Annotated in this window: 22 protein-coding genes; 8 read left to right on the top strand and 14 right to left on the bottom strand. The window is 66.8% G+C overall.

Going from position 1 to position 22,363, the window contains the following annotated elements; all coding sequences use genetic code 11:
* Positions 1 to 3: 3 nt before the first annotated feature.
* The 3 genes from EV191_RS21240 to glgP all read right to left on the bottom strand — a co-directional run bounded on the left by EV191_RS21240 (position 4) and on the right by glgP (position 4,433).
* Positions 4 to 783, bottom strand: a complete 780-nt coding sequence (locus EV191_RS21240) for an enoyl-CoA hydratase/isomerase family protein (protein WP_132878891.1) — start codon at positions 781 to 783, stop codon at positions 4 to 6.
* A 130-nt stretch (positions 784 to 913) separates the two neighbouring features.
* On the bottom strand, positions 914 to 1,744 hold the full coding sequence (locus tag EV191_RS21235; RefSeq protein ID WP_132878890.1) for an ABC transporter ATP-binding protein: 831 nt from the start codon (positions 1,742 to 1,744) through the stop codon (positions 914 to 916).
* 97 nt (positions 1,745 to 1,841) lie between these two features.
* A complete protein-coding gene (gene glgP, locus EV191_RS21230) occupies positions 1,842 to 4,433 on the bottom strand; it encodes an alpha-glucan family phosphorylase (protein WP_132878889.1) in 2,592 nt (863 codons plus the stop codon).
* A 71-nt stretch (positions 4,434 to 4,504) separates the two neighbouring features.
* Here glgP and EV191_RS21225 point away from each other — a divergent pair, with 71 nt between their 5' ends.
* Together EV191_RS21225 and EV191_RS21220 are read left to right on the top strand one after the other, a co-directional pair.
* The gene (locus tag EV191_RS21225) at positions 4,505 to 5,905 is read left to right on the top strand and encodes a neutral zinc metallopeptidase (protein ID WP_132878888.1); all 1,401 of its coding nucleotides are present in this window, start codon (positions 4,505 to 4,507) and stop codon (positions 5,903 to 5,905) included.
* A 198-nt stretch (positions 5,906 to 6,103) separates the two neighbouring features.
* A complete protein-coding gene (locus tag EV191_RS21220; RefSeq protein ID WP_243659106.1) occupies positions 6,104 to 7,549 on the top strand; it encodes a neutral zinc metallopeptidase in 1,446 nt (481 codons plus the stop codon).
* Positions 7,550 to 7,746: 197 nt separating this feature from the next.
* Here EV191_RS21220 and EV191_RS21215 read toward each other — a convergent pair whose 3' ends face one another.
* Both EV191_RS21215 and EV191_RS21205 read right to left on the bottom strand, forming a co-directional pair.
* Positions 7,747 to 7,947: a hypothetical protein gene (locus EV191_RS21215; protein WP_132878886.1), complete on the bottom strand. Its 201-nt coding sequence runs from the start codon at positions 7,945 to 7,947 to the stop codon at positions 7,747 to 7,749.
* A gap of 446 nt (positions 7,948 to 8,393) precedes the next feature.
* The gene (locus EV191_RS21205; RefSeq protein WP_132878885.1) at positions 8,394 to 9,179 is read right to left on the bottom strand and encodes a GntR family transcriptional regulator; all 786 of its coding nucleotides are present in this window, start codon (positions 9,177 to 9,179) and stop codon (positions 8,394 to 8,396) included.
* Between the two features lie 133 nt (positions 9,180 to 9,312).
* Between EV191_RS21205 and EV191_RS21200 the strand changes: the two genes are divergently transcribed.
* Complete coding sequence (locus tag EV191_RS21200; protein WP_132878884.1) at positions 9,313 to 9,741, top strand: NUDIX hydrolase; 429 nt, start codon at positions 9,313 to 9,315, stop codon at positions 9,739 to 9,741.
* Positions 9,742 to 9,882: 141 nt separating this feature from the next.
* On the opposite strand, the gene EV191_RS21195 is transcribed toward EV191_RS21200, so the two are convergent.
* Both EV191_RS21195 and EV191_RS21190 read right to left on the bottom strand, forming a co-directional pair.
* Entirely contained in the window at positions 9,883 to 10,866 is a 984-nt protein-coding gene (locus tag EV191_RS21195) for a tetratricopeptide repeat protein (protein ID WP_243659105.1), read from the bottom strand.
* Between the two features lie 57 nt (positions 10,867 to 10,923).
* Positions 10,924 to 11,220, bottom strand: a complete 297-nt coding sequence (locus tag EV191_RS21190; protein ID WP_132878883.1) for an MTH1187 family thiamine-binding protein — start codon at positions 11,218 to 11,220, stop codon at positions 10,924 to 10,926.
* Between the two features lie 89 nt (positions 11,221 to 11,309).
* Between EV191_RS21190 and EV191_RS21185 the strand changes: the two genes are divergently transcribed.
* Positions 11,310 to 11,813: a MarR family winged helix-turn-helix transcriptional regulator gene (locus EV191_RS21185; RefSeq protein ID WP_132878882.1), complete on the top strand. Its 504-nt coding sequence runs from the start codon at positions 11,310 to 11,312 to the stop codon at positions 11,811 to 11,813.
* A 30-nt stretch (positions 11,814 to 11,843) separates the two neighbouring features.
* Here the strand turns inward: EV191_RS21185 and EV191_RS21180 are convergent, their stop codons facing one another.
* Positions 11,844 to 12,176, bottom strand: a complete 333-nt coding sequence (locus tag EV191_RS21180) for a DUF3817 domain-containing protein (protein WP_132878881.1) — start codon at positions 12,174 to 12,176, stop codon at positions 11,844 to 11,846.
* Between the two features lie 58 nt (positions 12,177 to 12,234).
* Entirely contained in the window at positions 12,235 to 12,702 is a 468-nt protein-coding gene (locus tag EV191_RS21175; protein ID WP_132878880.1) for a hypothetical protein, read from the bottom strand.
* A 194-nt stretch (positions 12,703 to 12,896) separates the two neighbouring features.
* On the opposite strand from EV191_RS21175, the gene EV191_RS21170 reads away from it, so the two are divergent.
* The 3 genes from EV191_RS21170 (at position 12,897) to EV191_RS21160 (ending at position 17,300) form a co-directional block, all read left to right on the top strand.
* Positions 12,897 to 13,880, top strand: coding sequence for a LacI family DNA-binding transcriptional regulator (locus tag EV191_RS21170; protein ID WP_132878879.1), 984 nt, complete (start codon positions 12,897 to 12,899; stop codon positions 13,878 to 13,880).
* Positions 13,877 to 14,923 carry a class I mannose-6-phosphate isomerase gene (locus EV191_RS21165; RefSeq protein ID WP_132878878.1) on the top strand — a complete coding sequence of 349 codons (1,047 nt, stop codon included), beginning with the start codon at positions 13,877 to 13,879 and terminating at the stop codon, positions 14,921 to 14,923. The genes EV191_RS21170 and EV191_RS21165 overlap by 4 nt, the downstream gene beginning before the upstream one ends.
* Positions 14,924 to 15,023: 100 nt before the next feature.
* Positions 15,024 to 17,300, top strand: coding sequence for a HelD family protein (locus EV191_RS21160; RefSeq protein WP_132878877.1), 2,277 nt, complete (start codon positions 15,024 to 15,026; stop codon positions 17,298 to 17,300).
* 54 nt (positions 17,301 to 17,354) lie between these two features.
* On the opposite strand, the gene EV191_RS21155 is transcribed toward EV191_RS21160, so the two are convergent.
* The 3 genes from EV191_RS21155 to EV191_RS21145 form a co-directional block, all read right to left on the bottom strand.
* Entirely contained in the window at positions 17,355 to 18,161 is an 807-nt protein-coding gene (locus EV191_RS21155) for a S1 family peptidase (protein WP_132878876.1), read from the bottom strand.
* Positions 18,162 to 18,243: 82 nt separating this feature from the next.
* Entirely contained in the window at positions 18,244 to 19,218 is a 975-nt protein-coding gene (gene meaB, locus EV191_RS21150) for a methylmalonyl Co-A mutase-associated GTPase MeaB (RefSeq protein ID WP_132878875.1), read from the bottom strand.
* A gap of 12 nt (positions 19,219 to 19,230) precedes the next feature.
* Complete coding sequence (locus tag EV191_RS21145) at positions 19,231 to 20,409, bottom strand: acetyl-CoA C-acetyltransferase (protein WP_132878874.1); 1,179 nt, start codon at positions 20,407 to 20,409, stop codon at positions 19,231 to 19,233.
* A gap of 172 nt (positions 20,410 to 20,581) precedes the next feature.
* On the opposite strand from EV191_RS21145, the gene mce reads away from it, so the two are divergent.
* Positions 20,582 to 21,028 carry a methylmalonyl-CoA epimerase gene (gene mce / locus EV191_RS21140; RefSeq protein WP_132878873.1) on the top strand — a complete coding sequence of 149 codons (447 nt, stop codon included), beginning with the start codon at positions 20,582 to 20,584 and terminating at the stop codon, positions 21,026 to 21,028.
* Between the two features lie 57 nt (positions 21,029 to 21,085).
* Here mce and EV191_RS21135 read toward each other — a convergent pair whose 3' ends face one another.
* Both EV191_RS21135 and EV191_RS21130 read right to left on the bottom strand, forming a co-directional pair.
* Positions 21,086 to 21,733: a TetR/AcrR family transcriptional regulator gene (locus EV191_RS21135; protein WP_132878872.1), complete on the bottom strand. Its 648-nt coding sequence runs from the start codon at positions 21,731 to 21,733 to the stop codon at positions 21,086 to 21,088.
* Positions 21,734 to 21,776: 43 nt separating this feature from the next.
* A complete protein-coding gene (locus tag EV191_RS21130) occupies positions 21,777 to 22,148 on the bottom strand; it encodes an SPW repeat protein (RefSeq protein ID WP_132878871.1) in 372 nt (123 codons plus the stop codon).
* Positions 22,149 to 22,363: the final 215 nt, after the last annotated feature.

The following is a 22,363-nucleotide window of genomic DNA, read 5'->3' as shown; positions in this document are numbered from 1 at the left end:
CGGTCACTTCCCGGTGAAGGTGGCTTTGCCGGGACCATTCTCGATGAACGAGCGCATCCCAGCAGCCCGGTCCTCGGTCGCGAACAACCCGGCGAAAACCTGGGACTCCAGCCGCAGACCGCTCGCCAGATCGCCATCCAAACCGCCGTCGATGGCGATCTTGGCCGCCGCGAGTGCCCGTGCCGGGCCGGCCTGGAACTGCCCAGCCCAGCGCGCGGCAGCCGAGTACACCTCGTCCGGCGCGACGACCTCGTCTACCAAGCCAAGCGAGAGCGCTTCGGTGGCGGCCACGAACCGGCCACTGTAGACAATGTCCTTCGCCTTGCTCGGGCCGACCAACCTGGCCAGCCGCTGCGTGCCACCGGCACCCGGAATGATCCCGAGCAGAATCTCCGGCTGCCCCACCTTGACGTTGTCGCCGCAGATTCGCCGGTCGCAGCACAACGCGAGCTCAAACCCACCGCCAAGCGCGTAACCGGTGATCGCGGCCACGGTCGGCTTCGGAATCTCCGCGATCGCGCCAAGCGAGGACGACAAGCCCGGCGCCCGCTCGGCCATATCCGCATAGGACATGACCTCCATCTCCTTAATGTCGGCGCCTGCCGCGAACACCTTCTCCCCGCCGTAGACGATCACCGAGCGGATATCGGCGCGCTCGCTGACTTCCTGCGCTGCCGCCCGGATCTCCTCCTGCACCTGCCGGTTGAGCGCGTTCATCGGCGGACGATCCAACCGGATCGTGCCTATCCCGTCCGCGGCCTCCACCTTGATGAACTCGCCCACGTATCCTCCTCGTTCCGTGTCGCGCCAGCGTCCTGCGCCGCGCCCGCTACCGGCCGTTGCTTCTCCGCGCAGGCTACCGCGCGGTAGCCCAGTACGCGTAGTGCTGCTGGGCTATCCCACAGATTCGCGGTCAGCCAGCTCGGCGTGCGAAGTAGCGTGCCCCCGAGCGCTCCAGCTCGAGCGGCTGGTTGAACGTCTTGGTGAGGTTTTCGCTGGTCAACACGTCTTCGAGGAGCCCGCTGGCGACCACCGCGCCGTCGCTGAGCAGCAGCAGATGCGTGAAGCCCGGCGGGATCTCCTCGACATGGTGCGTGACGAGCACCGTGGCCGGCGCGTCCGGATCCATCGCCAGCGAGGACAACCTGGCCACCAGGTCTTCCCTGCCACCGAGGTCGAGCCCGGCCGCCGGTTCGTCCAGCAGCAGCATCTCCGGGTCGGTCATCAGCGCGCGAGAAATCAGGGTGCGCTTGCGCTCCCCTTCCGACAGGGTGCCGAACCGCCGATCAGCGAGGTGCGGGATGCCGAGCATGCCAAGTAGCCCCATCGCGCGGTCGTGGTCGAGCGAGTCGTACTCCTCTCGCCACCTGCCGAGCACCGCGTAACCGGCGCTGACCACGACGTCGCGTACCACTTCGTCGGGCGGCACCCGGTTCGCCAGGGCGGCGGTGCAAAAGCCGATCCGCGGGCGCAGCTCGAAGACATCGACCCTGCCCAAGCGCTCACCGAGCAGGTCAACCACGCCGGTGGTCGGATGCATCTCGGCCGCGGCCAACCGCAGCAAGGTCGTTTTACCGGCGCCGTTCGCCCCCAGGATCACCCAGCGCTCGTCCAGCTCGACCTGCCAGTCGAGCCCGCTCAGCAACTCGGTACGACCCCGGCGGACCCCGACTCCGGCCATCCGAACGACGAAATCGTCAGCGGCGGCACCCGCTGTCTGCGTCTGTTCCGTCACGTCGCCCATTGTCGCCCTTCGCCATCCAGGTGCCGCGCGCGGCCAGGGTATCCCCTCCTGCGGTGCGCGTTTCCCCGCGAATCCCAGCCAGGTCGGCCAGCAAGACTCATTCGGCGAAAACCACCCTGCCCAGCTCCGCGGCCGTAGCCAGCTGTGCATGCCGGGGCAGCACGCGCACGGTGTAGCCGAGCGAGCCAGCGTGCGGCAGCGCGAGGCTACCCCGATACACCAGCGCGCCCTGCTCGCCGGCGTTCGTGCTGGGGGCAAGCGACACGGCGACCACATCGGCCAGCTCATCCGTATCGCCGACCCTGCCGAGCACCACCTGAACGTCCACATCGGATGGCTGAAGGCCGGCGAGCTCGACGTTCGCGCTCACCCGCACCACATCGCCCATCACCGGTGCGGTGGATTCGGCCACGTCGAGTTCACAGTCGCTCACCCGCACCCTCGACCAGTTCGCGGCCACTCGCGCCCGGTACTCGGCGAGGTCGCGCGCGCCGCCGAAACCGTCCGCGCTGGCCGCGGCTACCCCGGCGGCGGCCGGTACGTAGCAGGAGTCCACGTACTCCCGCACCATCCGGGAAGCCTGCACCTTCGGCCCGAGCGAGGCGAGCGTATGCCGCACCATGGCCATCCAGCGCGCCGGCACCCCATCCGCCCGCCGCTCATAGAACAGCGGCGCGACCTGGTTGCCGATCAGGTCGTAGAGCGCCGCCGCCTCCAGGTCATCACGACGTGCGGGATCGGCGACGCCATCCGCGGTCGGGATCGCCCAGCCGTTCTCGCCGTCGAAGTACTCGTCCCACCAGCCGTCCCTGATGGATACGTTCAACCCGCCGTTCAGCGCGGACTTCATCCCCGACGTGCCGCAGGCCTCCAGCGGGCGCATCGGGTTGTTCAACCACACATCCGAACCCCAGTACAGGAAGCGCGCCATGGACATGTCGTAGTCCGGCAGGAATACGATCCGGTGGCGTACCTCGGGATCGTCGGCGAAGCGCACCATATGCTGGATCAGCGCCTTGCCGTTCTCGTCAGCGGGGTGCGATTTGCCGGCCACCACGAGCTGGATCGGTCGCTGCGCATCGAGCAGCAGCGCGCGCAGCCGCTCCGGATCGCGCAGCATCAGCGTCATCCGCTTGTAGGTGGGCACCCTGCGGGCGAACCCGATGGTCAGCACGTCGGGGTCGAACACCGAATCCGTCCAGCGCAACTCCAACTCGGAAGCGCCGCGCTGCAGCCAGCTCGCCCGCAGCCGCCGGCGCACCTCACCGATCAGCCGTTCGCGCAACCCGCAGCGTAGCTCCCAGAGCAGCGCGTCGGTGATCGGCCGCAGTTCGGTGAGCCCGACACCGTTGTCCCCGCCGGGCACTTCGGACTCGCCGAGCAGTTTGCCGATCTCCTGCGCGGTCCAGGTCGGCCCGTGCACCCCGTTGGTGACGGCCGCGATCGGCACTTCGGTGGTGTCGAAACCGGGCCACAGGCCCGCGAACATATCCCGGGAAACCTGACCGTGCAGCGCCGAGACACCATTGGCCCGCTGCGCCAGCCGCAGCCCCATATGCGCCATATTGAACAGTCCCGGGTTCGCCTCGGCGCCGAGCGCCAGCACCCTGCGCAAATCGACCCCTGGCAGCAGGCGACCGTCGTGGAAGTAGTGCTGCAGCAGATCCACCGGAAAGCGGTCGATCCCGGCGGGCACCGGCGTATGCGTGGTGAACACCGTCCCCGCCCGCACGCAGCACAGCGCCTGGTCGAAATCGAGCTGCCTGGTTTCGATCAGTTCCCTGATTCGCTCCAGCCCGAGGAAACCAGCATGCCCCTCGTTCATATGGAAGACCTCGGGCTCCGGGTGCCCGGCATGCGCGCAGTAATGCCGCACCGCGCGAACCCCGCCGACACCGGCAAGGATCTCCTGGCGAATCCGATGACCGGCGTCGCCGCCGTAGAGCCGGTCGGTGACCCCGCGCAGATCATCGTCGTTGTCCGGCACGTCGGAGTCCAGCAACAGCAGTGGAACCCTGCCGATCTGCGCGGTCCAGACCTGGGCCCGCAACAGCCGGTTGCCCGGCATCGCGACCTCGATCAACACCGGCCGCCCCGCCTGATCGACGAGCAGATCGAGCGGCAGGCCACTCGGGTCGAGTACCGGATAGTGCTCGACCTGCCAGCCGTCCGGGGACACCGCCTGCCGGAAATAGCCGGCGCGATAGAACAGCCCGACACCAATCATCGGCACGCCGAGGTCGGACGCCGATTTGAGGTGATCGCCCGCAAGCACGCCAAGCCCACCGGAGTAGTTCGGCAGTGCTTCGGTAACACCGAACTCCATCGAGAAGTACGCGATCGCGGCGGGCAGCTGATCCGGGTCATCGCCTCGCCTGGCCAGTTCGTCCTGGCGGCGCTGGTACCAGCGCGGCGCACTCAGGTAGCGGCGCAGATCATCCGAGATCGCTCTGGTCCTGGCGAGGAAGGATTCATCACCCGCCAGCTCCTCCAACCGGGCCGCGGGCACCTCGGCGAGGATCCGCGCCGGATCCCCGTTCACCCGCTCGGCCAGTTCTGGGTCGATCCCGGCGAAGAGATCCTGCGTCGGTGGATGCCAGCTCCAACGGAGATTCGTGGCCAGGGTGCGCAGCTCCGCCAGTGGCGCGGGTAGCCCGGCGCGGACGGTGAATCGACGTACGGCCTTCACGACCGGCGAGCCTATCGGCCATGCCGGGCCAGCTGGCGCATGCCGCCCACCGGAGCAGGCACACTGGGCAGATGCCAACTGGGCGGGTGTCGAAGGTACGGGTGCTCATCGCGCTGCTCGCCGGCCTCGCCACGCTCACTGGCTGTACGACCGTACTCCCGGGCGAGCCACGCGAGGAGGCGCTGGTCGCCGAGGACGTGCCGGGAGGTGGCGTCGACCCGTCGTTCATTCGCGGCGGCGATGGCGGCGAGCTCGACCGGCTCGCCGCGACGGTGCTCACCGATGTCCAGGGCTACTGGGAGCAGACCTTCCCTCGGGTGTTCGACGAGCCGTGGCGCGACCTCGAGGGCGGCTACTACTCGGTCGACAGCGCCAATCCGCGCGCGGACCCGCCGCCGTGCACGAGCTCGCCGGCCGAGGTGGAAGGCAATGCCTTCTACTGCCCGAGCGAGGATGTGCTCGCCTGGGACCGCGCGGCGCTGCTCCCGGTGCTCAACGAGCGGTTCGGCCAGGAGGCCGTGCTGATGGTGCTCGCGCATGAGATGGGCCATGCGGCACAACGCAGATCCGGGATCACGCAGGAGGTCGAACGGGCCAACCCGGATCGGTTCCCGACGATCGTGATCGAGGCCATGGCCGATTGCTATGCCGGCGCCGTGATGCGCTGGATCAGCGACGGTAGGGCGGAGTATCTGCGGATCGACGAGGAACAGCTGGACTCGGCGTTACGCGCGCTGATCACCTTCCGGGATCCGATCGGCACCGGGCAACAGGACGCCGCCGCGCACGGCGATGCCTTTGACCGGGTGTCCGCGTTTCAGGACGGCTACCGGGCAGGCGCCGAACAATGCGCCGGAATCGACGCGAAGAGCCGGTCGTTCACCCAGCGCGAGTTTCTCAATATGGACGATCAGGCCAGCGGCGGAAACCTCTCGTTCGAGGAGCTGACCAGCGCGCTGCGCAGGGACGCGGTCGGCTACTTCGGCCAGATCGCCAGCGATCACGGCACCCGGTGGCAGCCGCCCGAGCTCACCAGGTCCCGGCGGATCCCGGAATGTGCCGGAGGCAACCAGGGACCCGTCTCCTACTGCCCGGACCAGAACGAGATCCGGTACGCGGACACCGGACCGCTGCGCGATTTACACACCACCGTCGGCGATTACGCCACGGGAACGCTGCTCGCCAGCAGATATGCGTTAAGTGCCCTGGCCGCTCTCGACCAGCCGTTACGCGGCGAACAGGCGCAACGCGGCGCGCTGTGCCTCGCCGGCGCGTATACCTCGGAACTGCTCGGGCGCGCCCAGGGATTCGCGCTCTCCCCTGGCGACCTGGACGAAACGGTGCAGCTACTGCTCACCCACGACTATCCGGCCCGCGATCTGGACGGTGCCGCGCTCGATACCGGTTTCGAGCGGCTCGCGGCGTTTCGCGTCGGCGTGCTCGACGGCACGAATTCCTGCTTGCCCAGCTGACCGGGCTCGGGCCGCGACCGGAATGTGTAGATCCCTGAGCGCGCGCCGAGTCCGCCCAGTAAGGTGCGCACTGACCTTGTGCTCGCTCGGTGGGGACCTTCGACACAGCGGATCGATGCCGAACTCGGGGGAGGCACGGAGACCGGTTGGCTCCGGTTGAGCCGATGGAACGGAAACGATGTGGTGATGGCGCGACGAATGGGGACCGCCCGGCGCGGCAAACTTTCGGTACTGACCGCGGTGTTGGCCTGCGGGCTGATGCTCGCCGGATGTAGCGAGAAGGCGGTGGAGGGGACCGCGCAGACGCACGGGGACGTCGGTGGGCTGCCCGTTACGCACTTCGAGAGCGGCCCGAAGGAAGGCGCCGAGGACGCCGACCTGGACGTGGAGAACGCGGACCACAGCGAGATGGACCAGCTCGCCATCAACGCGGTCGCCGATCTCTACGAGTTCTGGGAAGCCGAGATGCCGAAGAACTTCGATGAGCAGTTCGAACCGGTGAAACGGCTCGTCTCCTACGACGCGGAGAGCTCGCCCGTGGAGATCTGCGGGGAGAGCACCGAAGGTCTGGTCAACGCCTTCTACTGCCAGCTGGACGACAGCGTGGCTTGGGACAGGGGCACCCTGCTTCCCGGGCTCAACCAACAGTTCGGCCCGATGGCGGTGGTCACCGTGCTCGCCCACGAGATGGGGCACGCGGTGCAGTTCCGGCTCGGCGAGAAGAGCAACATCAGCAACACCACTCAGACGATCATCAAGGAGCAGCAGGCGGACTGCTACGCGGGCGGCTTCTTCCGGTGGATCGCTGAGGACAAGTCCTCGCATTTCCGGGTATCCACTGGTGAGGGCATCAACCAGGTGCTCGGTGCGCTGTTCATGATTCGCGACGAGGCCGGCCAGGTGTATACCGCGCCGGGCGCGCACGGCAGCGCCTTCGACCGGGTCTTCGCCTTCCAGGAGGGTTTCACCGAGGGTGTGGCGCGGTGTGCCGATATGGATGCGCAGGAAATGGCCGAGCGGATCACCGAAACGCCGTTCAACGAGCAGGACGCCGGTGAGGGCAACCTGCAGATCGAGGAGCGGTACCTGAACCTGCTCAAGCAGAGCCTGGACGCGGCCTTCCGGGACACCGGGGCGAACCCGCCGGAGTTTCGCACCGATGGCGCGGAATGCGCCGACGGCACCGCGACCGCGCGAGTGACCTACTGCCAGGACGAGAACGTCATCGCGATGGACGTAGCGGCGCTGAACGAGCTCGCTACCCCACCACAACGTGGCAGTAGCGGCATGGAGGGCGACGGTATCGGCGACTTCGCCGCCTTCGGTGAGATCGCCTCGCGCTACAGCATGGCCGTACAGCAGGCGACCGGCGCGGCACTGGACGACGACAACGCCGGGCTGCGCACGGCATGTCTCACCGGTAGTTGGGCTGGTTTCGCATCCGAGCCGCATGACGGCGAGCAGCAACAGCTCCGGCTGTCCCCAGGTGATCTGGACGAGGCGATCGCCGAGATGCTCGCCCCGCAGAGTCTGATCGCCGCCGACCTCAACGGTGAGCGCAACGCGGTCGGCTTCAGCATGGTGGACGCGTTCCGCGCCGGTTACACCGACGGAATGCAAACCTGCGAGAAGAACTACGGCTAGTCCGCCACTTCGATGCCGGGGCACCGCGCTCCGGCATCGAAGTCAGCGGTCTTATCGGCGCGATCCACCGTCAGAATTGATAGCAGAGGAAGAAGCTGAAGGCGACCGTGGCGACAAGGGTCGCGGCGTAGCCGAGGCCGACGGTCATTACCCCGATGCGCAGTGCCCCCGCCGCGCTGGTTGGTCAGCGCGGCCTCTTACTCGACGGCGGCACTCAATGCGTCGATCAACTCCGCAACTTGATTCCTTGTCAGTACGGCAGTCGTGTCGAGCACGGCATGAAAGAGTAGCTGCACGTTTCCATCGACTCGACGCACCAGCACAGTGCACGCTCCGCCTCCAGCCTGAAACGGCAACCGTGCTACCAAGGCATGCCGATATGTTTCATCGCCGCTCATCAGACACACTCCCTACGTGTCGCGTGAGGACGATCGATCCTGATCCATGAACCTCGCTAGTTCATCGGCACCATCCCGGATCTCTCGCATCAACCGTACAAAAGCTGGCCATTGGGCAGGATCAGCAGGTGGAGTAATCGCCAAGCTATCCGGATGTAGATAGATCACCAGTCCTGCGGCGCCAGAAGCCATCCCCAGAATGTGCATACCAGCCACCGCGTCGGGACCAGGGCGCCACGTAGCGTTGAAGCTCATTTGATCTTTGCCGGACGAGTCGAGAATGTGCACTCACCTGACGCGTCAAAGCGGTAAAACCTGGCCATATTCATCGTGTTTCCATTCCTTGGTCGTGCTCATTCGAACGGTCTGGTTGCCGTAAATGAACTCTCCTAGTTGTCTAGATAAGTGTCAACACGCTTGGCCACCAATGTTGCTTTCGCGAACACTCAGCGCGCAGGAAAGTCGTATTCGAGCTTGTAAGCAGACGCGACCTTGACCGTGTCGCAGACCTCGACTGCGACGTCGGCGGCGTCAAACGCCGTACGCACGACAGTCAGTACCGGAACGCTCGCACCGAGCTCCAAGGTCTTTCGTTCATTGGGCGAGGGCATCCGAGCGCCGACTTCCTCGGTGAACCGAGTGAGCTGATGGCCGACTTCTTCCACCCGTGCGTAGATTCCGCCAGGACCTGGATCGGGTTCCTCGATGGCGGTGCCGCCTGCGATCACCGCTGGCAGGTACGAGGTCGCGATTTCGATCGGCCTTCCGTTAGCCAAGTATCGCCGTTCCCGCACGACCAGCTCCGAGCCAAGTGGTAATCGCAACCGCTCAGCCACACCTTCGGACGCCTTGTCGCGAAAGATTCGAAGTTGATCAACGTCTGCCGTGTATCCGGCCTTCTCCGCTTCTACCAGGAACGCAGCTTTGCCGTCGGAGCCCGCGCGGTGCTTTCTGGCGAACCGATCGGATGCCAGCCGCCGCACCGGCGGCATAGCTCGTACGAACACGCCGCGCCCATGTTCGGCGGCTACCAGACCTTCGCCGCGAAGTTCCAGAATGGCGTGCCGCACCGTCATCCGTGCCACGCCGAAATGTTGAGTCAGCGCCGTCTCGGAAGGAAGTTTCTCACCGGGCGCCAGGGCGCCAAGGTCGATGGCCTCCCGCAGCAACGCCGCTATCTGGCGATACGGCGGCCGGTCATCCGTCCTATCCAGTTGGCCAAGCTGCAGCACACCGGCTCCTCGTACGGACGACTAGGCGTGTTCTAGTGTGTCATACACGGCGTTGCTAGCAAGGTTGCTAGCAGACTCGCTGGACGCGACATCGAACGGTAGCGCCCATCCGAGCCGGAAGTAGTGACTCGCCATGGCAGACAATCCGAAGCATTCCGTCAGCGTCGCCGGCATCGTTGTCGACGAGCGCGACCGCGTGCTGGTCATTCGGCGCCGCGACAACGGTCGGTGGGAAATGCCAGGGGGAGTCCTCGAACTGGACGAGACCTTCGAGGACGGCCTCCGCCGCGAAGTCGTCGAAGAAACCGGTATGAATGTCCAAGTCGACCGGCTCACGGGCATCTACAAGAATCTCAGCCGTGGAATCGTCGCGCTCGTGTTCCGCTGCTCACCTGGCGACGGCGACATCCACGCCACCCCCGAAGCACGGGAAGTTCGCTGGATGACGGCCGAGGAAGCGAGCGAACTCATGGACCCCGCTTTCGGTATCCGAGTCCTCGATGCCCTCGATGGCGAGATGCACGTCCGCGCGCACGACGGCATCAACCTGCTCCCAGCGTGACCGCGTTCTTTACGGTTAGCGTGCTTATCGGGACGAACGGGGAGGTTGCCTGGTACACCCGAACCGCAACCTTTAGGGATCTTGCGGTGACCGGGTGCAGCCACGGCACGCTCGGCACAGTTTTCCCAGAACGGCGCCGACCTAGAACAGCGCGCTGGCGAGGTTACGTCGGGCGGTGGCCACTCGCGGATCGTCCGCGGGGAACAGCTCGAACATCTCGACCAGGTGCTCGCGCACGCGGTTGCGGTCATCGCCAGCGAGTTCACGCACGGCACGAATCAGCCGCGCGAAGGCTTCCGCCACCCGCTGTTCCGCCAGTTCCACGTCTGCCGCGGCCAGTTGCGCCTCGACGTCGGCCGGATCGGCATCCGCCCTTGCCACGACGGCGGGATCATGCGCCTGCGCCCTGCCCGCGAACCGCACCTGGGCCAGCGCGGCCTTCGCCTGCTCATTACCCGGCTCACTGGCCAGGATGCCCTCGTAGACCGCTTGCGCGGCCGCGTAGTCCGCGCGTTCAATCGCCGCTTCGGCCTCGGTGAACCGGGGATCTTCCTGCTCGGCTGGCTCTTCCTCAGCACCGGCCGGCGCATTGGCCTCGGCTGCCTTGATTCCCGGCAGTTTCTCCCTGAGCGCGTCCAGTAGCGAGTTCAGCCACTCCTGGATCTGCGGCTCGGGCAACGCGCCCTGGAACGCGTCCACCGGCTGGCCGCCCGCGATCGCGACCACCATGGGGATCGACTGCGCGCCGAACACCTGCGCGATCCGCGGGTTGGCGTCCACATCGACCTTGGCGAGTAGCCAGGTGCCATTACCGCGCGCGGCCAACCGCTCCAGTACAGGCGAAAGCTGCTTGCACGGTTGACACCAGTCGGCCCAGAGATCGACCACGACGGGGATCTCCATGGAGCGCTCGACGACGTCGGCCTGGAAGCTGGCCTCGGTCACATCGAGCACGAAGCCGCCTGGCGCACTGGCGGCACCGGACTGGCCCTCGGCTGTGGGCGCGGCGGGCTGTCCGCCCTGCTGACGATTGGCATCCGCACGCGCCTTCAGTGCGGACAAATCGACAGCACCGGACAGCGCTGCGGAGGTTGCGGCTTGCTGGCGTGGATCTGGCCGTGTCACGACACCTATCCTGGCACGAAGTCCATCACCGATGCCGCTGGGTCCACCGCACGCGGGTTACTCGGCGAGCAAGCTCTCCACCCGCTCCACCTTGGCGCGCAGTTGATTCGTATGCCCTGGTCGGATGTCGGCCTTGATTACCAGGCTCACTCGCGGCGCCCGCGCGGCGACTACCTCGCTCGCGCGCTTGAGCACCGCCATCACCTCGTCCCATTCCCCTTCCACCAGCGTGAACATCGCGTTGGTCTCGCAGGGCAGCCCGGATTCGCGGACCACCCGGACGGCCTCCGCGACCGCCTCGGCCACGCCGTCCGAGTCGCCACCGAGCGGACTGACACTAAAAGCCACCAGCATGCTGCTACTCCTTACCCACGGCTGTTCCGTACTTCGACACCGGGAGACGTTGCCTGACGATTTCCGACTCACTGGTAACTTCGGTACCCATGAGTTCTCGCGCGCTGCCCTTCGACCCCATTGCCCGTGCCGCGGAGCTGTGGGCCGAACGCGTCGGGCCGGCCGAGACCATGGCCGCGGTCACCAGCATTATGCGGGTTCAGCAAATCGTCCAGTCCGCCGTGGACGGGGCCTTGAAACCGCATGGGCTCACCTTCGCGAGGTACGAAGCGCTGGTGCTGCTGAGCTTCGCACGTAAGGGCAGCCTGCCGATGCGCGTGATGGGCGAGCGACTGCAGCTGCACCCGACCAGCGTGACCAACATCGTGGACCGACTGGAGGCCGACGATCTGGTCAAGCGGATTCCACACCCGACCGATCGGCGCACCACCCTCGTGGAGATCACCGACGCGGGCCGGGCCCGCAGGGAGGCGGCCACCGAAGCGGTGACCGCCGTGGACTTCGGCCTGCGCGGGCTCACCGGCAAGCAGACGGAGCAGCTCACCGAGCTACTGGCGAAGGTGCGCAAGGCGGTCGGCGACTTCGAGAACTAGGCATGCTCGAACGCTAGGCGGATGGCTTACTCAAGCCGTCTCGGTGGTTTCGCTGGTTTCCCCATCGGACAGCTTGCCCGCCCGGGTGGCGTAGCGCTCGAACAGCACGGTGAACAGCGGCGGGATGCTTGCCAGTAGTGCCAGCACCAGCATCCGGCCGTTCCAGTTCAACGGCTTGGCCACCCAGATCGCGATCAGCACGTAGGCCACGAACAGGAAACCGTGTACGGGACCGAAAATCTTCACGCCGATTTCCGAACCGCTGCCCAGATACTTCACGTACATCCCGATCAGCAGGCCCAACCAGGAAGCCGCCTCAGCGAAGGCGATAACGCGGAACTTGCCACTCGCGGTACTCAGCACGGGCTCTCCTACGGGTCGGGGATCGACGGCTCCCCCTCAGTGTGCTGCGTGACCGCGCTCACCGTGGCGGCTGGTCCGGTGACCACGGCGCGCCGTGCCCGGGTGGCGCTGACCATCCGGGCTGTCCGGGCTGCGGGAACTGCACCGGCGAATAGGCAACTCCGGCAGCTGGACCCGCCGGCATCGGCGCGGCAAGCTGGGCCGAACCGGTCCGCACCGGCCCTGGCAACAGCGCCCTGCGAATACCACTGAGGCTGACGATCAGCGCCGCGAGCAGGAACCCGATCCCGATGACCGCATAGAGCACGTCCCTGATCCGGATGTCCGCGAACACGCTGTTGTTCGGCATCAGATCGGTCGAGCACACCGTGACCAGCGGCTCGAACTCATCGGGTGTGCAGGTCAGCTCTACATCGAGGCGGCCACTTCCCTTGGCGTAGAAGATCTCCTGTGCCAGCGCGAGCACCAGGAAGGCGAACCCGCCGACGAGCAGCACGACGCGCAGGATCCGGAGGAATACCGGCATGACCGCCTCGATTCGTCAGTGATAACTCCAGATGTGACAGATAACTAGTCGACGTATCGCAAGACTGGTCGGTTCCGACTGGCCGCCTGGGGCAGTTGACACGACAGCCCCAGGCAGGGTGAAATCTCCGCGCTATGACATCGTTGTCAGACTCCCCGTTCGCGCACCCCCTACCAGCATCTCGCCGGGCGACGATGACCGATGTCGCCCGGCTGGCCGGGGTGAGCGTCAAAACCGTGTCCCGAGTGGTCAACGACGAGCCAGGGGTGCACCCGGATACCGCGAGCCAGGTCCTCGCCGCGATCGACTCGCTCGGATTCCGGCGCCATATCGGCGCGAGCAATCTCCGGCGCGGACGCTCCACCGGCACCGTTGGGCTGGTCCTCGAGGACGTGTCGAATCCGTTCTACTCCGGGCTAACCCGTGCCGTCGAAGAGGTCGCCCGAAGCCACGGCTGCCAGGTGCTCACCGGTTCCTCGGACGCGGACCCCACCAGGGAACACCAGTTGGCCGCGGAGTTCTGCGCCCGCAGGGTGGATGGGCTGATCGTCGTGCCGACCGGCGACCAGCACGGCTACCTCGCGCCGGAGCAGCACGCCGGCACTCCCATCGTCTGCGCGGACCGCCCGCCCCGCGGACTGACCGCGGACACGGTTCTGGTGGACAACGTGGGCGGTGCCCGCGCGGCCGTCGCGCATCTGGCCGCGCACGGACACCGGCGGATCGCTTTCCTCGGCGACAGCTCGCACATCTTCACCGCCGGCGAACGCCTGCGGGGTTTTCGCGAGGGCTGCGCGCTCGCGGGTATCGAACTACCCGAGCACCTGATTCAGATGGCCGCGCCAACCGAAGCGAGCATCGGCGACGCGTTGCGCGCCGTCCTCGACGGCCCATCCCCCGCGACCGCGTTGTTCACCGGGAACAACAGGGCCACCGTGCATGCGCTGCGCGCGCTGCACGAGCGGGATCACCGGCCGGCGCTGGTGGGTTTCGATGATTTCGAACTGGCCGATCTGCTGCGGCCCGCGGTCACCGTGATCGCGCATGATCCCGCCGAACTCGGCAGGGCCGCGGCGGAGCGGCTGTTCGCCAGAATGCGGGGAGATTCCACCCCCGCGAAACAAGTGGTCCTGCCGGTACGGCTGGTGCCACGTGGCTCAGGAGAGGTCAGTACATGAACGCCAGCCGTCCGCCCACCATCGAGCTACTGCCGGCGAATCAGCCCCCGCAGTTCTATCGGGGCGGTGCCGCCATCGCCGAGCTGCGCGGCAGCGTGGACGCCGCGGAATTCGGCCCGGAAGACTGGGTAGCTTCGGCCACCACGCTGTTCGGCCAGCAGGCGCACGGCCTGAGCACACTGGCGGATGGCCGGCTACTCCGCGATGCGGTTGCGGCCGATCCGCTCGGCTGGCTCGGCGCCGCGCAGCACGATGCGCTCGGCGTGAACACCGGGCTACTGGTGAAGCTGCTGCATGCCGGCCAGCGACTGCCGGTGCACTGTCATCCGGATGACGCCTTCGCCAGGACACAGCTCTCCGCCGGTTGCGGGAAGACCGAAGCCTGGGTGGTGGTGCACACGGATTCCCCCGACCGCACCGTCTACCTTGGCTTCCGGGAGGACCAGGACCCGCAGACGGTTGCTGGCTGGGTCGCCGAGCAGGACAGCGCGGCAATGCTCGACGCGCTCAACGCGATCACCGTCAATCCGGGGGACACCGTGTTCGTACCGGCAGGTGTACCGCACGCGATCGGCGCCGGGGTGTTCATCGTCGAGCTACAGCAGCCAACCGACCTGTCGATAACCCTGGAATGGCAGGACTTTCTCCCCGACGCGGCGAAAGCGCACCTGGGCATCGGCTATCCGAACGCCCTGCGCTGCCTGGATCACTCCGGCTGGTCAGCTGCCCGGCTGGCCGAGGTAGTGCACCGTGGACCTGGCGATGGCCCGAGGTTGAACCCGCTGCCCGCGGCGGCCAACCCGTTCTTCCGAGCGGAGTGGCTGCGGATCAGCACGCAGGCACGACTCGCTCCGTGCTATGGGGTACTGGTTGCACTCAGCGGGACCGCGACGCTACGTCCCGAATCGGGTCCGCCGCTGCCGATCGGCAGGGGCAGCACGGTGGTCATCCCACACGGCGCCGGCGAGACCATTGTGGACGGTGAGATCACGGCTGTATACTGCCGGCCACCCGACCCGGCGGATGTCCCGCTGGCGGAATAACCAGGAAACTTGCTATGTTTTCCAGTCGGGCGTGTGAGATTCCCGGAGAATTCGGGAGAAACCGTGGCTGGATTTTAGCAAAGGCGAGGCTAGTTTGTCAATGTCGTCAGGTGGTTCGCGGGAGCAGCGCGAAGAAGCCGAGATAGCGCGTGAGCAGGAATACGTGTCGATGTTGTATGCCAAGCTCGACGAGCTGCGCGAGCAGGCAACGACAGGTCTGTCCAAAGTGCTCGGTGAGAACAGCAGTAATCACCAGCACCAACGGGAACGGGATATCTCCGCGTCGATCTACTCGGATCGGATCGCGCAATTCAGCGCCGTAGAGAATGGTCTGTGCTTCGGTCGCCTTGATTTCCAGCACGAGGAACACCAGTACATCGGGCGACTTGGTCTTTTCGATGAACAGGGTGACTACGAGCCACTGCTGATGGACTGGCGGGCGCCGGCCGCGCGCCCGTTCTACCTCGCCACGGCCGCGGCACCGGACGGAGTGCGCCGGCGTCGGCATATCCGGACCCGGCGCCGAACGGTGACCGCGATCGACGACGAGGTACTCGATCTCGACATCGCCGACCCGGAGCGCAGGGACGGCCTCGCCGGCGAATCCGCGCTACTCGCCGCGCTGAACGCCAGCAGAACCGGGCAGATGAGCGATATCGTCGCGACGATCCAGGGCGAACAGGATCGGATCATCCGCTCGGGATTGACCGGCGTACTCGTCGTGCAGGGCGGCCCCGGCACCGGCAAGACCGCGGTCGCGCTGCACCGCGCCGCCTACCTGCTCTACACCTACCGGGAGCAGCTGGCCAAGCGTGGGGTGCTGGTGCTGGGTCCGAACCCCACCTTCCTGCGCTATATCGGGCAGGTACTCCCCTCGCTTGGCGAGACGGACGTGCTGTTGAGCACGATTGGTGACCTCTACCCCGGGATCACCGCGCGCGGTAAGGAATCCGTCGAGACCACGACGCTCAAGGGCAGCACGCGAATGGTCGAGGTACTCGCCGCCGCGGTCGCCGATCGCGAACGGGTACCCAGCACCGCGATCGAGGTCAGCTTCGACCGCGAGACGCTGCTACTTGATCCGCAAACCTGCGCTCAGGCGAGAGAGAAGGCGCGCAGCTCACAGCGCACGCATAACGAGGCGCGGCCGATTTTCGTTCGCGAGATCGTCAACGCGCTCGCCGACCAGGTCGCCGCACGGCTCGGTGCGGAACTACTCGACGAGGCGGACCTGACCGATATCCGCCGCGAACTGTCCGAGTCGGACACCGTGCAGGCGACGTTGACCTGGCTGTGGCCGCTGCTCTCCCCCGAGCAACTACTCACCGACCTGTTCCGCGCCCCCGCCAGGATCGCCGCCGCCATGCGCGATTTTCCCGTCGAACAACGAGATCTGCTGTTGCGGGAGCCGACAGCACCGTGGACACCCGCGGACGTCCCGCTACTCGATGAGGCCGCTGAACTGCTCGGTGAGCATGACCCCGAGGCACGGGAGCGGGAGCAACGCCAGCAGCGCCAGGCGATCGACTACGCGCAGGGCGTGCTGGACATCATGGATCTGGCCGACGACGCTGATCCGGACATCCTGATGGCGACCGACTTGCTGGACGCGTACCGGTTGGCCGAGCGGCATGAGCGCTCCGCGCCGCACACCACCGCCGAGCGAGCCGCGGCCGACCGCACCTGGACGTTCGGGCATGTCATCGTGGATGAGGCGCAGGAGCTGTCCGCGATGGCCTGGCGGCTGCTGATGCGGCGCTGCCCCAGCCGGTCGATGACGCTGGTCGGCGATGTCGCGCAGACCGGTGGCGCGGCGGGCAGTACCTCGTGGTCGAGCGCGCTCGAGCCCTATGTCGGCGACCGGTGGCGCAAGGTCGAACTGACCGTCAACTACCGCACCCCGAGCGAGATCATGGCGGTGGCCGCGCGGCTGCTTGCCGAGATCAACCCGGAACTCGCCGCGCCGCGCTCCGTTCGGGACACCGGTGTCGCCCCGTGGCAGGAGCGCATCGATGGGCCGCTCGCGGACCGGCTGGTGGAATGCGCGGCCAAGGAAGCCGTGCGGATTGGCGAGGGCACGCTCGCGGTGATCGTGCCAACCGAGCAGGTGCACGCGATCGGCAACCGGATCGCCTCGGCGGTGCCGGAGGCCGCGGCCAGCGCCGACCCGGACCTCACCGCACGGGTGGTGACCCTGAGCGTCGAGCAGTCAAAGGGGTTGGAGTTCGATTCCGTGTTGGTCGCCGAACCGCAGCTGATCCTCGCCGAATCACCGCGCGGGTTGAACGACCTCTACGTCGCGCTCACCCGCGCCACACAGCGGCTCGGTGTCCTCCACACCGAACCACTGCCACCGGTACTCGCCGAAGCTCGCTAACCTTAAAGAACGCGGTCACAGAGCGTGCCATGCCACGTCAGCGGGCTAGTTGAGTCAGCGGGCTAGTTCGGTGTCGATCCAGTCGTCGTAGTAGGCCACGTCCGTGGCAATCGTGGCTCCTTGCCCGCAATCCGGCATATCGCCGCCCTCGTAGTAGCCGAGCCGCACGGTCACCCCGGCAAGCCGCCAGCCGTGCTCGGTGGGAAGCAGATGCGGCCCGCCGGAGTCACCAAAGCACATACCCTTGCCCGGTCCGGGATCCTGGCAGAACTCGGTATCCGGGTTGTAGCCATAGCCACATCCATCGCCAACGGTGACCGTATCCAGCTCCTGGAGCGTGACCGCCGAGTCACAACCACCTGGCTCCGCGCACTGCTGTCCCCAACCAAGCAGCCGGCCCTCGGTACCCGGCTCGGTTTGCTCGGAAGCTCGCTCGACCGGGGCGGACTCGGTGACCGGCTCGGCCAGCTTGACGAGCGCGATGTCCGCGTCGACCCTGGTTTGCTCGGTGTCGTCGTAGTCAGGGTGCAGCGTCAGCTTGCTGACGGCACGCACCTCGCCACCGCTGGTGCGGTCGTGGCTACCCACCCGCACCTTGAGCTCGCCCGGCTGCATCGAGTAGACGCAATGCGCGGCGGTGAGTACCCATTGCCGCTCGACCAACGATGCACTGCACACAAAGGACTCGTCGGCGCTGTTCAGCAACGCGGTAGCGAACGGGTAGGCCTCGGTGGCATCCGTACCGCCCACGATCAGCGGCGCCGTTCCACTCGCTGGCTCCGCCGCGGCATGGCCGCTCAAGGTCACCAGGGCGACCGCGATCAGACTCGACAATGCCGTGAGCGTTCTCCGGATACGCATGCTGCGGACCTCCCGCTATGGGTGCTGACCGGCCAGCATCGTATGGCCGGCACGCAACCCGGCGCCGCCACGCACGGCCGGGCTATCCGTCCAGGGCGGCGATCATCTGGTCCGCCGCGGCGTACGGATCGAGTTCGCCGGCGGCGACCCGCCCGGCCGCCGTGCTCAGCACGCTGCGGCCGGCCGCACCACGAATATCGCCGAACCGGGCCCGCAACCGCTCGATCGCGATGGCTTGCACCTCGCTTTCGGCACGCCGCTGGCGCCGCACCGCGAACTCATCATGCGCCGCGAGCCAATCCCGATGCTTGTCCAGCGCGGCCACCAGTTCATCGACCCCCTCGCCACGCGGGGCCACGCTACGTACGATCGGTTGCCGCCAGCTCGGCCCACGTATTTCCCTGCGCGCCAGCGAGATCATCTGCCGCAGGTCGCGCTCGACGAGATCGGCACCGTCCCGGTCCGCCTTGTTCACCACGAAAACGTCCGCGATCTCCAGCACACCAGCCTTGGCCGCCTGGATACCGTCACCCATTCCCGGCGCCAGCAGCACGACGGTACTGTCCGCGAGCGAGACAACGTCCACTTCAGACTGTCCAACGCCGACAGTCTCAACAAGAACCACGTCGAACCCAGCGGCGTCCAGCACGCGGATCGCCTGCGGGCTCGCCCAAGCCAGCCCGCCGAGATGCCCCCTTGTCGCCATGGACCGGATGAACACCCCGCTGTCCGTGGCGTGCTCGGTCATCCGAATGCGATCACCGAGTAACGCACCACCGGAGAACGGCGAAGACGGATCGACGGCAAGCACCCCGACCCGTGCACCACTCGCCCGCAGCGCCGAAATCAACGCCGCGGTCGTCGTCGATTTGCCGACACCGGGCGGTCCGGTCAGCCCGACGATCCTGGCATGCCCGGCATACGGCACCAGCGCGGCAGCGATCTCCGGAAGCTGCGGGTGCGCATCCTCGACCAGCGAGATGAGCCGGCCGATCGCCCGGGGTTGACCGGCGCGAGCTCGATCCACCAGCTCCCCGACATCAACGGATTTCGCCACGGCCAGCCCGGATCACACCCGGAGCAGCAATGCGTCGCCCTGCCCACCGCCACCACAGAGCGCCGCCGCGCCAAGCCCGCCGCCGCGCCGCTTCAACTCATGGACGAGATGCACCGCGAGGCGCGCGCCAGAGGCGCCAATCGGATGGCCAAGCGCGATCGCTCCACCGTCCACATTGACCTTGTCCGGGTCGATCCCCAATTCCTTGGTGGACACCAGCCCGACCGCGGCGAACGCTTCGTTGATCTCCACCAGATCCAGCGCACTGGCATCCAGCCCCGCCTTGCCCAGTGCCGCCTTGATGGCATTCGACGGCTGCTCGTGCAGGCTGGCGTCCGGCCCGGCGACCACGCCGTGCGCGCCGATCTCAGCCAACCATTCGACGCCAAGCTCCTCGGCCTTTGCCTTGCTCATCACCACAACGGCCGCGGCGCCATCGGAAATCTGCGACGCGGAACCCGCGGTGATCGTGCCATCCGAGGCGAAAGCGGGACGCAGCTTGGCCAAGCCCTCCGCCGTGGTGTCCGCACGCACGCCCTCGTCCGAACCGAACTCGACCGGATCACCCTTACGCTGCGGGATACTCACCGGGGCGAGTTCCGCGTCGAACCGGCCGGCCGCCGCCGCGGCCGCGGCGAGCTGGTGCGAGCGCGCGGCGAACTCATCCTGCTCCGCGCGACTCAACTGGTAGCGGGAGTTGTATTTCTCGGTGGCCGCGCCCATGGCGACCTGGTCGAAAGCGCAGTGCAGCCCGTCGAAGGCAAGGTGATCAACCAGCGCGGTATCGCCGTACTTGAACCCGGACCGCGACCTCGGCAAAAGATGCGGCGCCTGCGTCATCGACTCCTGCCCGCCAGCGACGACGATGTCGAACTCGCCAGCCCGGATCAGCTGATCGGCGAGCGCGATCGCGTCCAGCCCGGAAAGGCAGACCTTGTTCACGGTCAACGCAGGCACGTCCATCCCGATACCCGCATGCACCGCCGCCTGCCTGGCCGGTATCTGCCCGGCCCCCGCAGTAAGCACCTGGCCCATGATCACGTACTGCACCTGCTCCGGCCCAATCCCGGAACGCTCCAGCGCCGCCTTGATCGCGACACCACCCAGCTGCGCGCCGGAGTAGTCCTTGAGCGAGCCAAGCAACCGTCCTATCGGGGTACGCGCCCCGGATACGAGCACCGAACCGGACATGAGACAGCCTCCATAGAACTGACGAGCCGTGCCTGAAGTTGGCTCGACCATACCGCCCAGTAGCCCGACAGCCGTGTGAGCAGTTTTACACCCCCTGCTGAACTGCACGAACACCGCTCACGGCGCGGTACGCGCGGCCCAGGTCGCTGGATACGGTCGTACACTCCGGCGCATGGATGCAGCGCTGCAGCAGTACGTCACCGGGATCGATCATGTCGGCGTCGCGGTCGCCGACCTGGACGAGGCGATCGCGTTCTACCGGGACAACTTCGGGCTGGCCGCGGTACACGTCGAGGAAAACGCCGAACAGGGCGTGCGCGAGGCAATGCTGCGCGCGGCAACCGACGATGGGACGGGCGCGGCCGTGCAACTACTCGCCCCGCTCAGCGCGGACTCGACGATCGGCAAGTTCCTCGACCGCAACGGCCCCGGGCTACAACAACTCGCCTACCGCGTCACCGATATCGACGCGGTGACCACCGCGCTCACCGAACGCGGTCTCCGGCTGCTCTACCCGCAGGCCAAACGCGGCACCGCGAACAGCAGGGTGAACTTCGTACACCCCAAAGACGCCGGTGGCGTGCTGGTGGAACTCGTGGAACCAGCCGCTAGTGACTAGCCCAGCAGCGGTGCCGCAGGGCGCTAGTCACTAACCCAGCAGCGGTGCTGCAGCGCGCTAACCATTGGCCCAGCAGCGGTGCTGCAGGGCCGTGGCAATGAAGGCCACCTCCCGCCGCATGTCATCCGCAGGGTCGGCCGTACCGGCTTGTCCGGTGTCCTCCCACTGTCTGACGTCCGAGTGCCTGGCGACAGAATGCCGGTAGCTCACCGCGAGCGCGAGCAAGCCGGCCGCACTGTCCACATCGGCGAGTGCCAGACCGCCCGCACCGGCCGCGAGGATGACCGTGCGCAGTAGATCAACGATGCGCTGATAGCGCTCCTGCATGGCAACCCGAACCACCTCGTGCGTATCGGCCTCCCGCCAGAGCAGATGGGACAGTACGCGCGAAGAGGCAAGCCGGGCGTCCAGCTCGGCGACCAAGCCGCGCAGGCTAGCCGCCAGATCACCCTGCACGACCACCGAGGCTGGCTCCACCGCCTCCGAAGGCAACCGGTCCACCAGCGCCACGAGCAGATCTCGTTTGCGCCGGAAGTAGTAGTGCACCAGTCCCTTTGGCACCCCGGCACGATCGGCGATCCGCGAAGTCGGCGTGGCGTCGAAACCGCGGGCGGCAAACAATTCCTCGGCAGCGCTCAGGATCCGCTCCCGAGCGGACGGATCCTGAGCCTTGCCAGCTCGCCGCGACGAACTCGAACCAACCACCGAACACTCCTCGGCGTCTGCTCGCGACGCCGCACGAGCCCGGTCAGTGCTGGCCGGCGGTCCGCCCGTGTGCGCTTGTCGCGGCAGGCAGCGCGGCCGCCCCGGCCAGCACGATCAGTGCGCCACCGATCCATGAGGTCCAGGCCGCACCGGTCATATCGGTGTAGGTCAACACCCATGGCGAAATGAACAGCAGGGCACCCAGCACCATCTGGAACCATTCGGCGTACACCATACCGGGCATCGCCAGGGACGCGAGCCCGTCGAGCGCCACGAGCGCACCGAGGATGACCATCGTCCACATCGCACCGGTCGACGTGTCGAACCACAGCGGGGTCAGCGCCACCACGACGCCGAGAACCACCTCGCCCCAGTCCTGCCAACGAGTCCAAGACCGCGTGGAGAGATCACTCATCACAACCTCCTCCGGTTATGCAGAGATCAGGCGAAACGTGCCGATCAGGCACGCCCGAAAAGCACATTCCGGGTGACCTCGCTGGCTGACGCCTCAATTGTCCGCCTTGATTGGCCGGCCGGTCAAAGGTCAAAAGCCCACTTTCGGGTAACCATCGGCCTCTATTCAGGTGCCCTCACTCACACTGGTGCGCGACTTGCGTTACCGGCCGGTAA

The organism is Tamaricihabitans halophyticus, from assembly GCF_004340875.1.
In the GTDB taxonomy this organism is placed as follows: Bacteria; Actinomycetota; Actinomycetes; order Mycobacteriales; family Pseudonocardiaceae; genus Tamaricihabitans; species Tamaricihabitans halophyticus.
This window is presented reverse-complemented; position numbering and strand designations above follow the sequence as displayed.

Excerpts from the sequence above, each read along its gene's own strand:
- EV191_RS21235 (WP_132878890.1), bottom strand. The coding sequence starts at position 1,744 with ATGGGCGACGTGACGGAACAGACGCAGACAGCGGGTGCCGCCGCTGAC.
- EV191_RS21225 (WP_132878888.1), top strand. The coding sequence starts at position 4,505 with ATGCCAACTGGGCGGGTGTCGAAGGTACGGGTGCTCATCGCGCTGCTC.
- EV191_RS21220 (WP_243659106.1), top strand. The coding sequence starts at position 6,104 with ATGGGGACCGCCCGGCGCGGCAAACTTTCGGTACTGACCGCGGTGTTG.
- EV191_RS21215 (WP_132878886.1), bottom strand. The coding sequence starts at position 7,947 with ATGAGCGGCGATGAAACATATCGGCATGCCTTGGTAGCACGGTTGCCG.
- EV191_RS21200 (WP_132878884.1), top strand. The coding sequence starts at position 9,313 with ATGGCAGACAATCCGAAGCATTCCGTCAGCGTCGCCGGCATCGTTGTC.
- EV191_RS21190 (WP_132878883.1), bottom strand. The coding sequence starts at position 11,220 with ATGCTGGTGGCTTTTAGTGTCAGTCCGCTCGGTGGCGACTCGGACGGC.
- EV191_RS21185 (WP_132878882.1), top strand. The coding sequence starts at position 11,310 with ATGAGTTCTCGCGCGCTGCCCTTCGACCCCATTGCCCGTGCCGCGGAG.
- EV191_RS21175 (WP_132878880.1), bottom strand. The coding sequence starts at position 12,702 with ATGCCGGTATTCCTCCGGATCCTGCGCGTCGTGCTGCTCGTCGGCGGG.
- EV191_RS21170 (WP_132878879.1), top strand. The coding sequence starts at position 12,897 with ATGACCGATGTCGCCCGGCTGGCCGGGGTGAGCGTCAAAACCGTGTCC.
- EV191_RS21165 (WP_132878878.1), top strand. The coding sequence starts at position 13,877 with ATGAACGCCAGCCGTCCGCCCACCATCGAGCTACTGCCGGCGAATCAG.
- EV191_RS21160 (WP_132878877.1), top strand. The coding sequence starts at position 15,024 with ATGTCGTCAGGTGGTTCGCGGGAGCAGCGCGAAGAAGCCGAGATAGCG.
- EV191_RS21155 (WP_132878876.1), bottom strand. The coding sequence starts at position 18,161 with ATGCGTATCCGGAGAACGCTCACGGCATTGTCGAGTCTGATCGCGGTC.
- EV191_RS21145 (WP_132878874.1), bottom strand. The coding sequence starts at position 20,409 with ATGTCCGGTTCGGTGCTCGTATCCGGGGCGCGTACCCCGATAGGACGG.
- mce (WP_132878873.1), top strand. The coding sequence starts at position 20,582 with ATGGATGCAGCGCTGCAGCAGTACGTCACCGGGATCGATCATGTCGGC.
- EV191_RS21130 (WP_132878871.1), bottom strand. The coding sequence starts at position 22,148 with ATGAGTGATCTCTCCACGCGGTCTTGGACTCGTTGGCAGGACTGGGGC.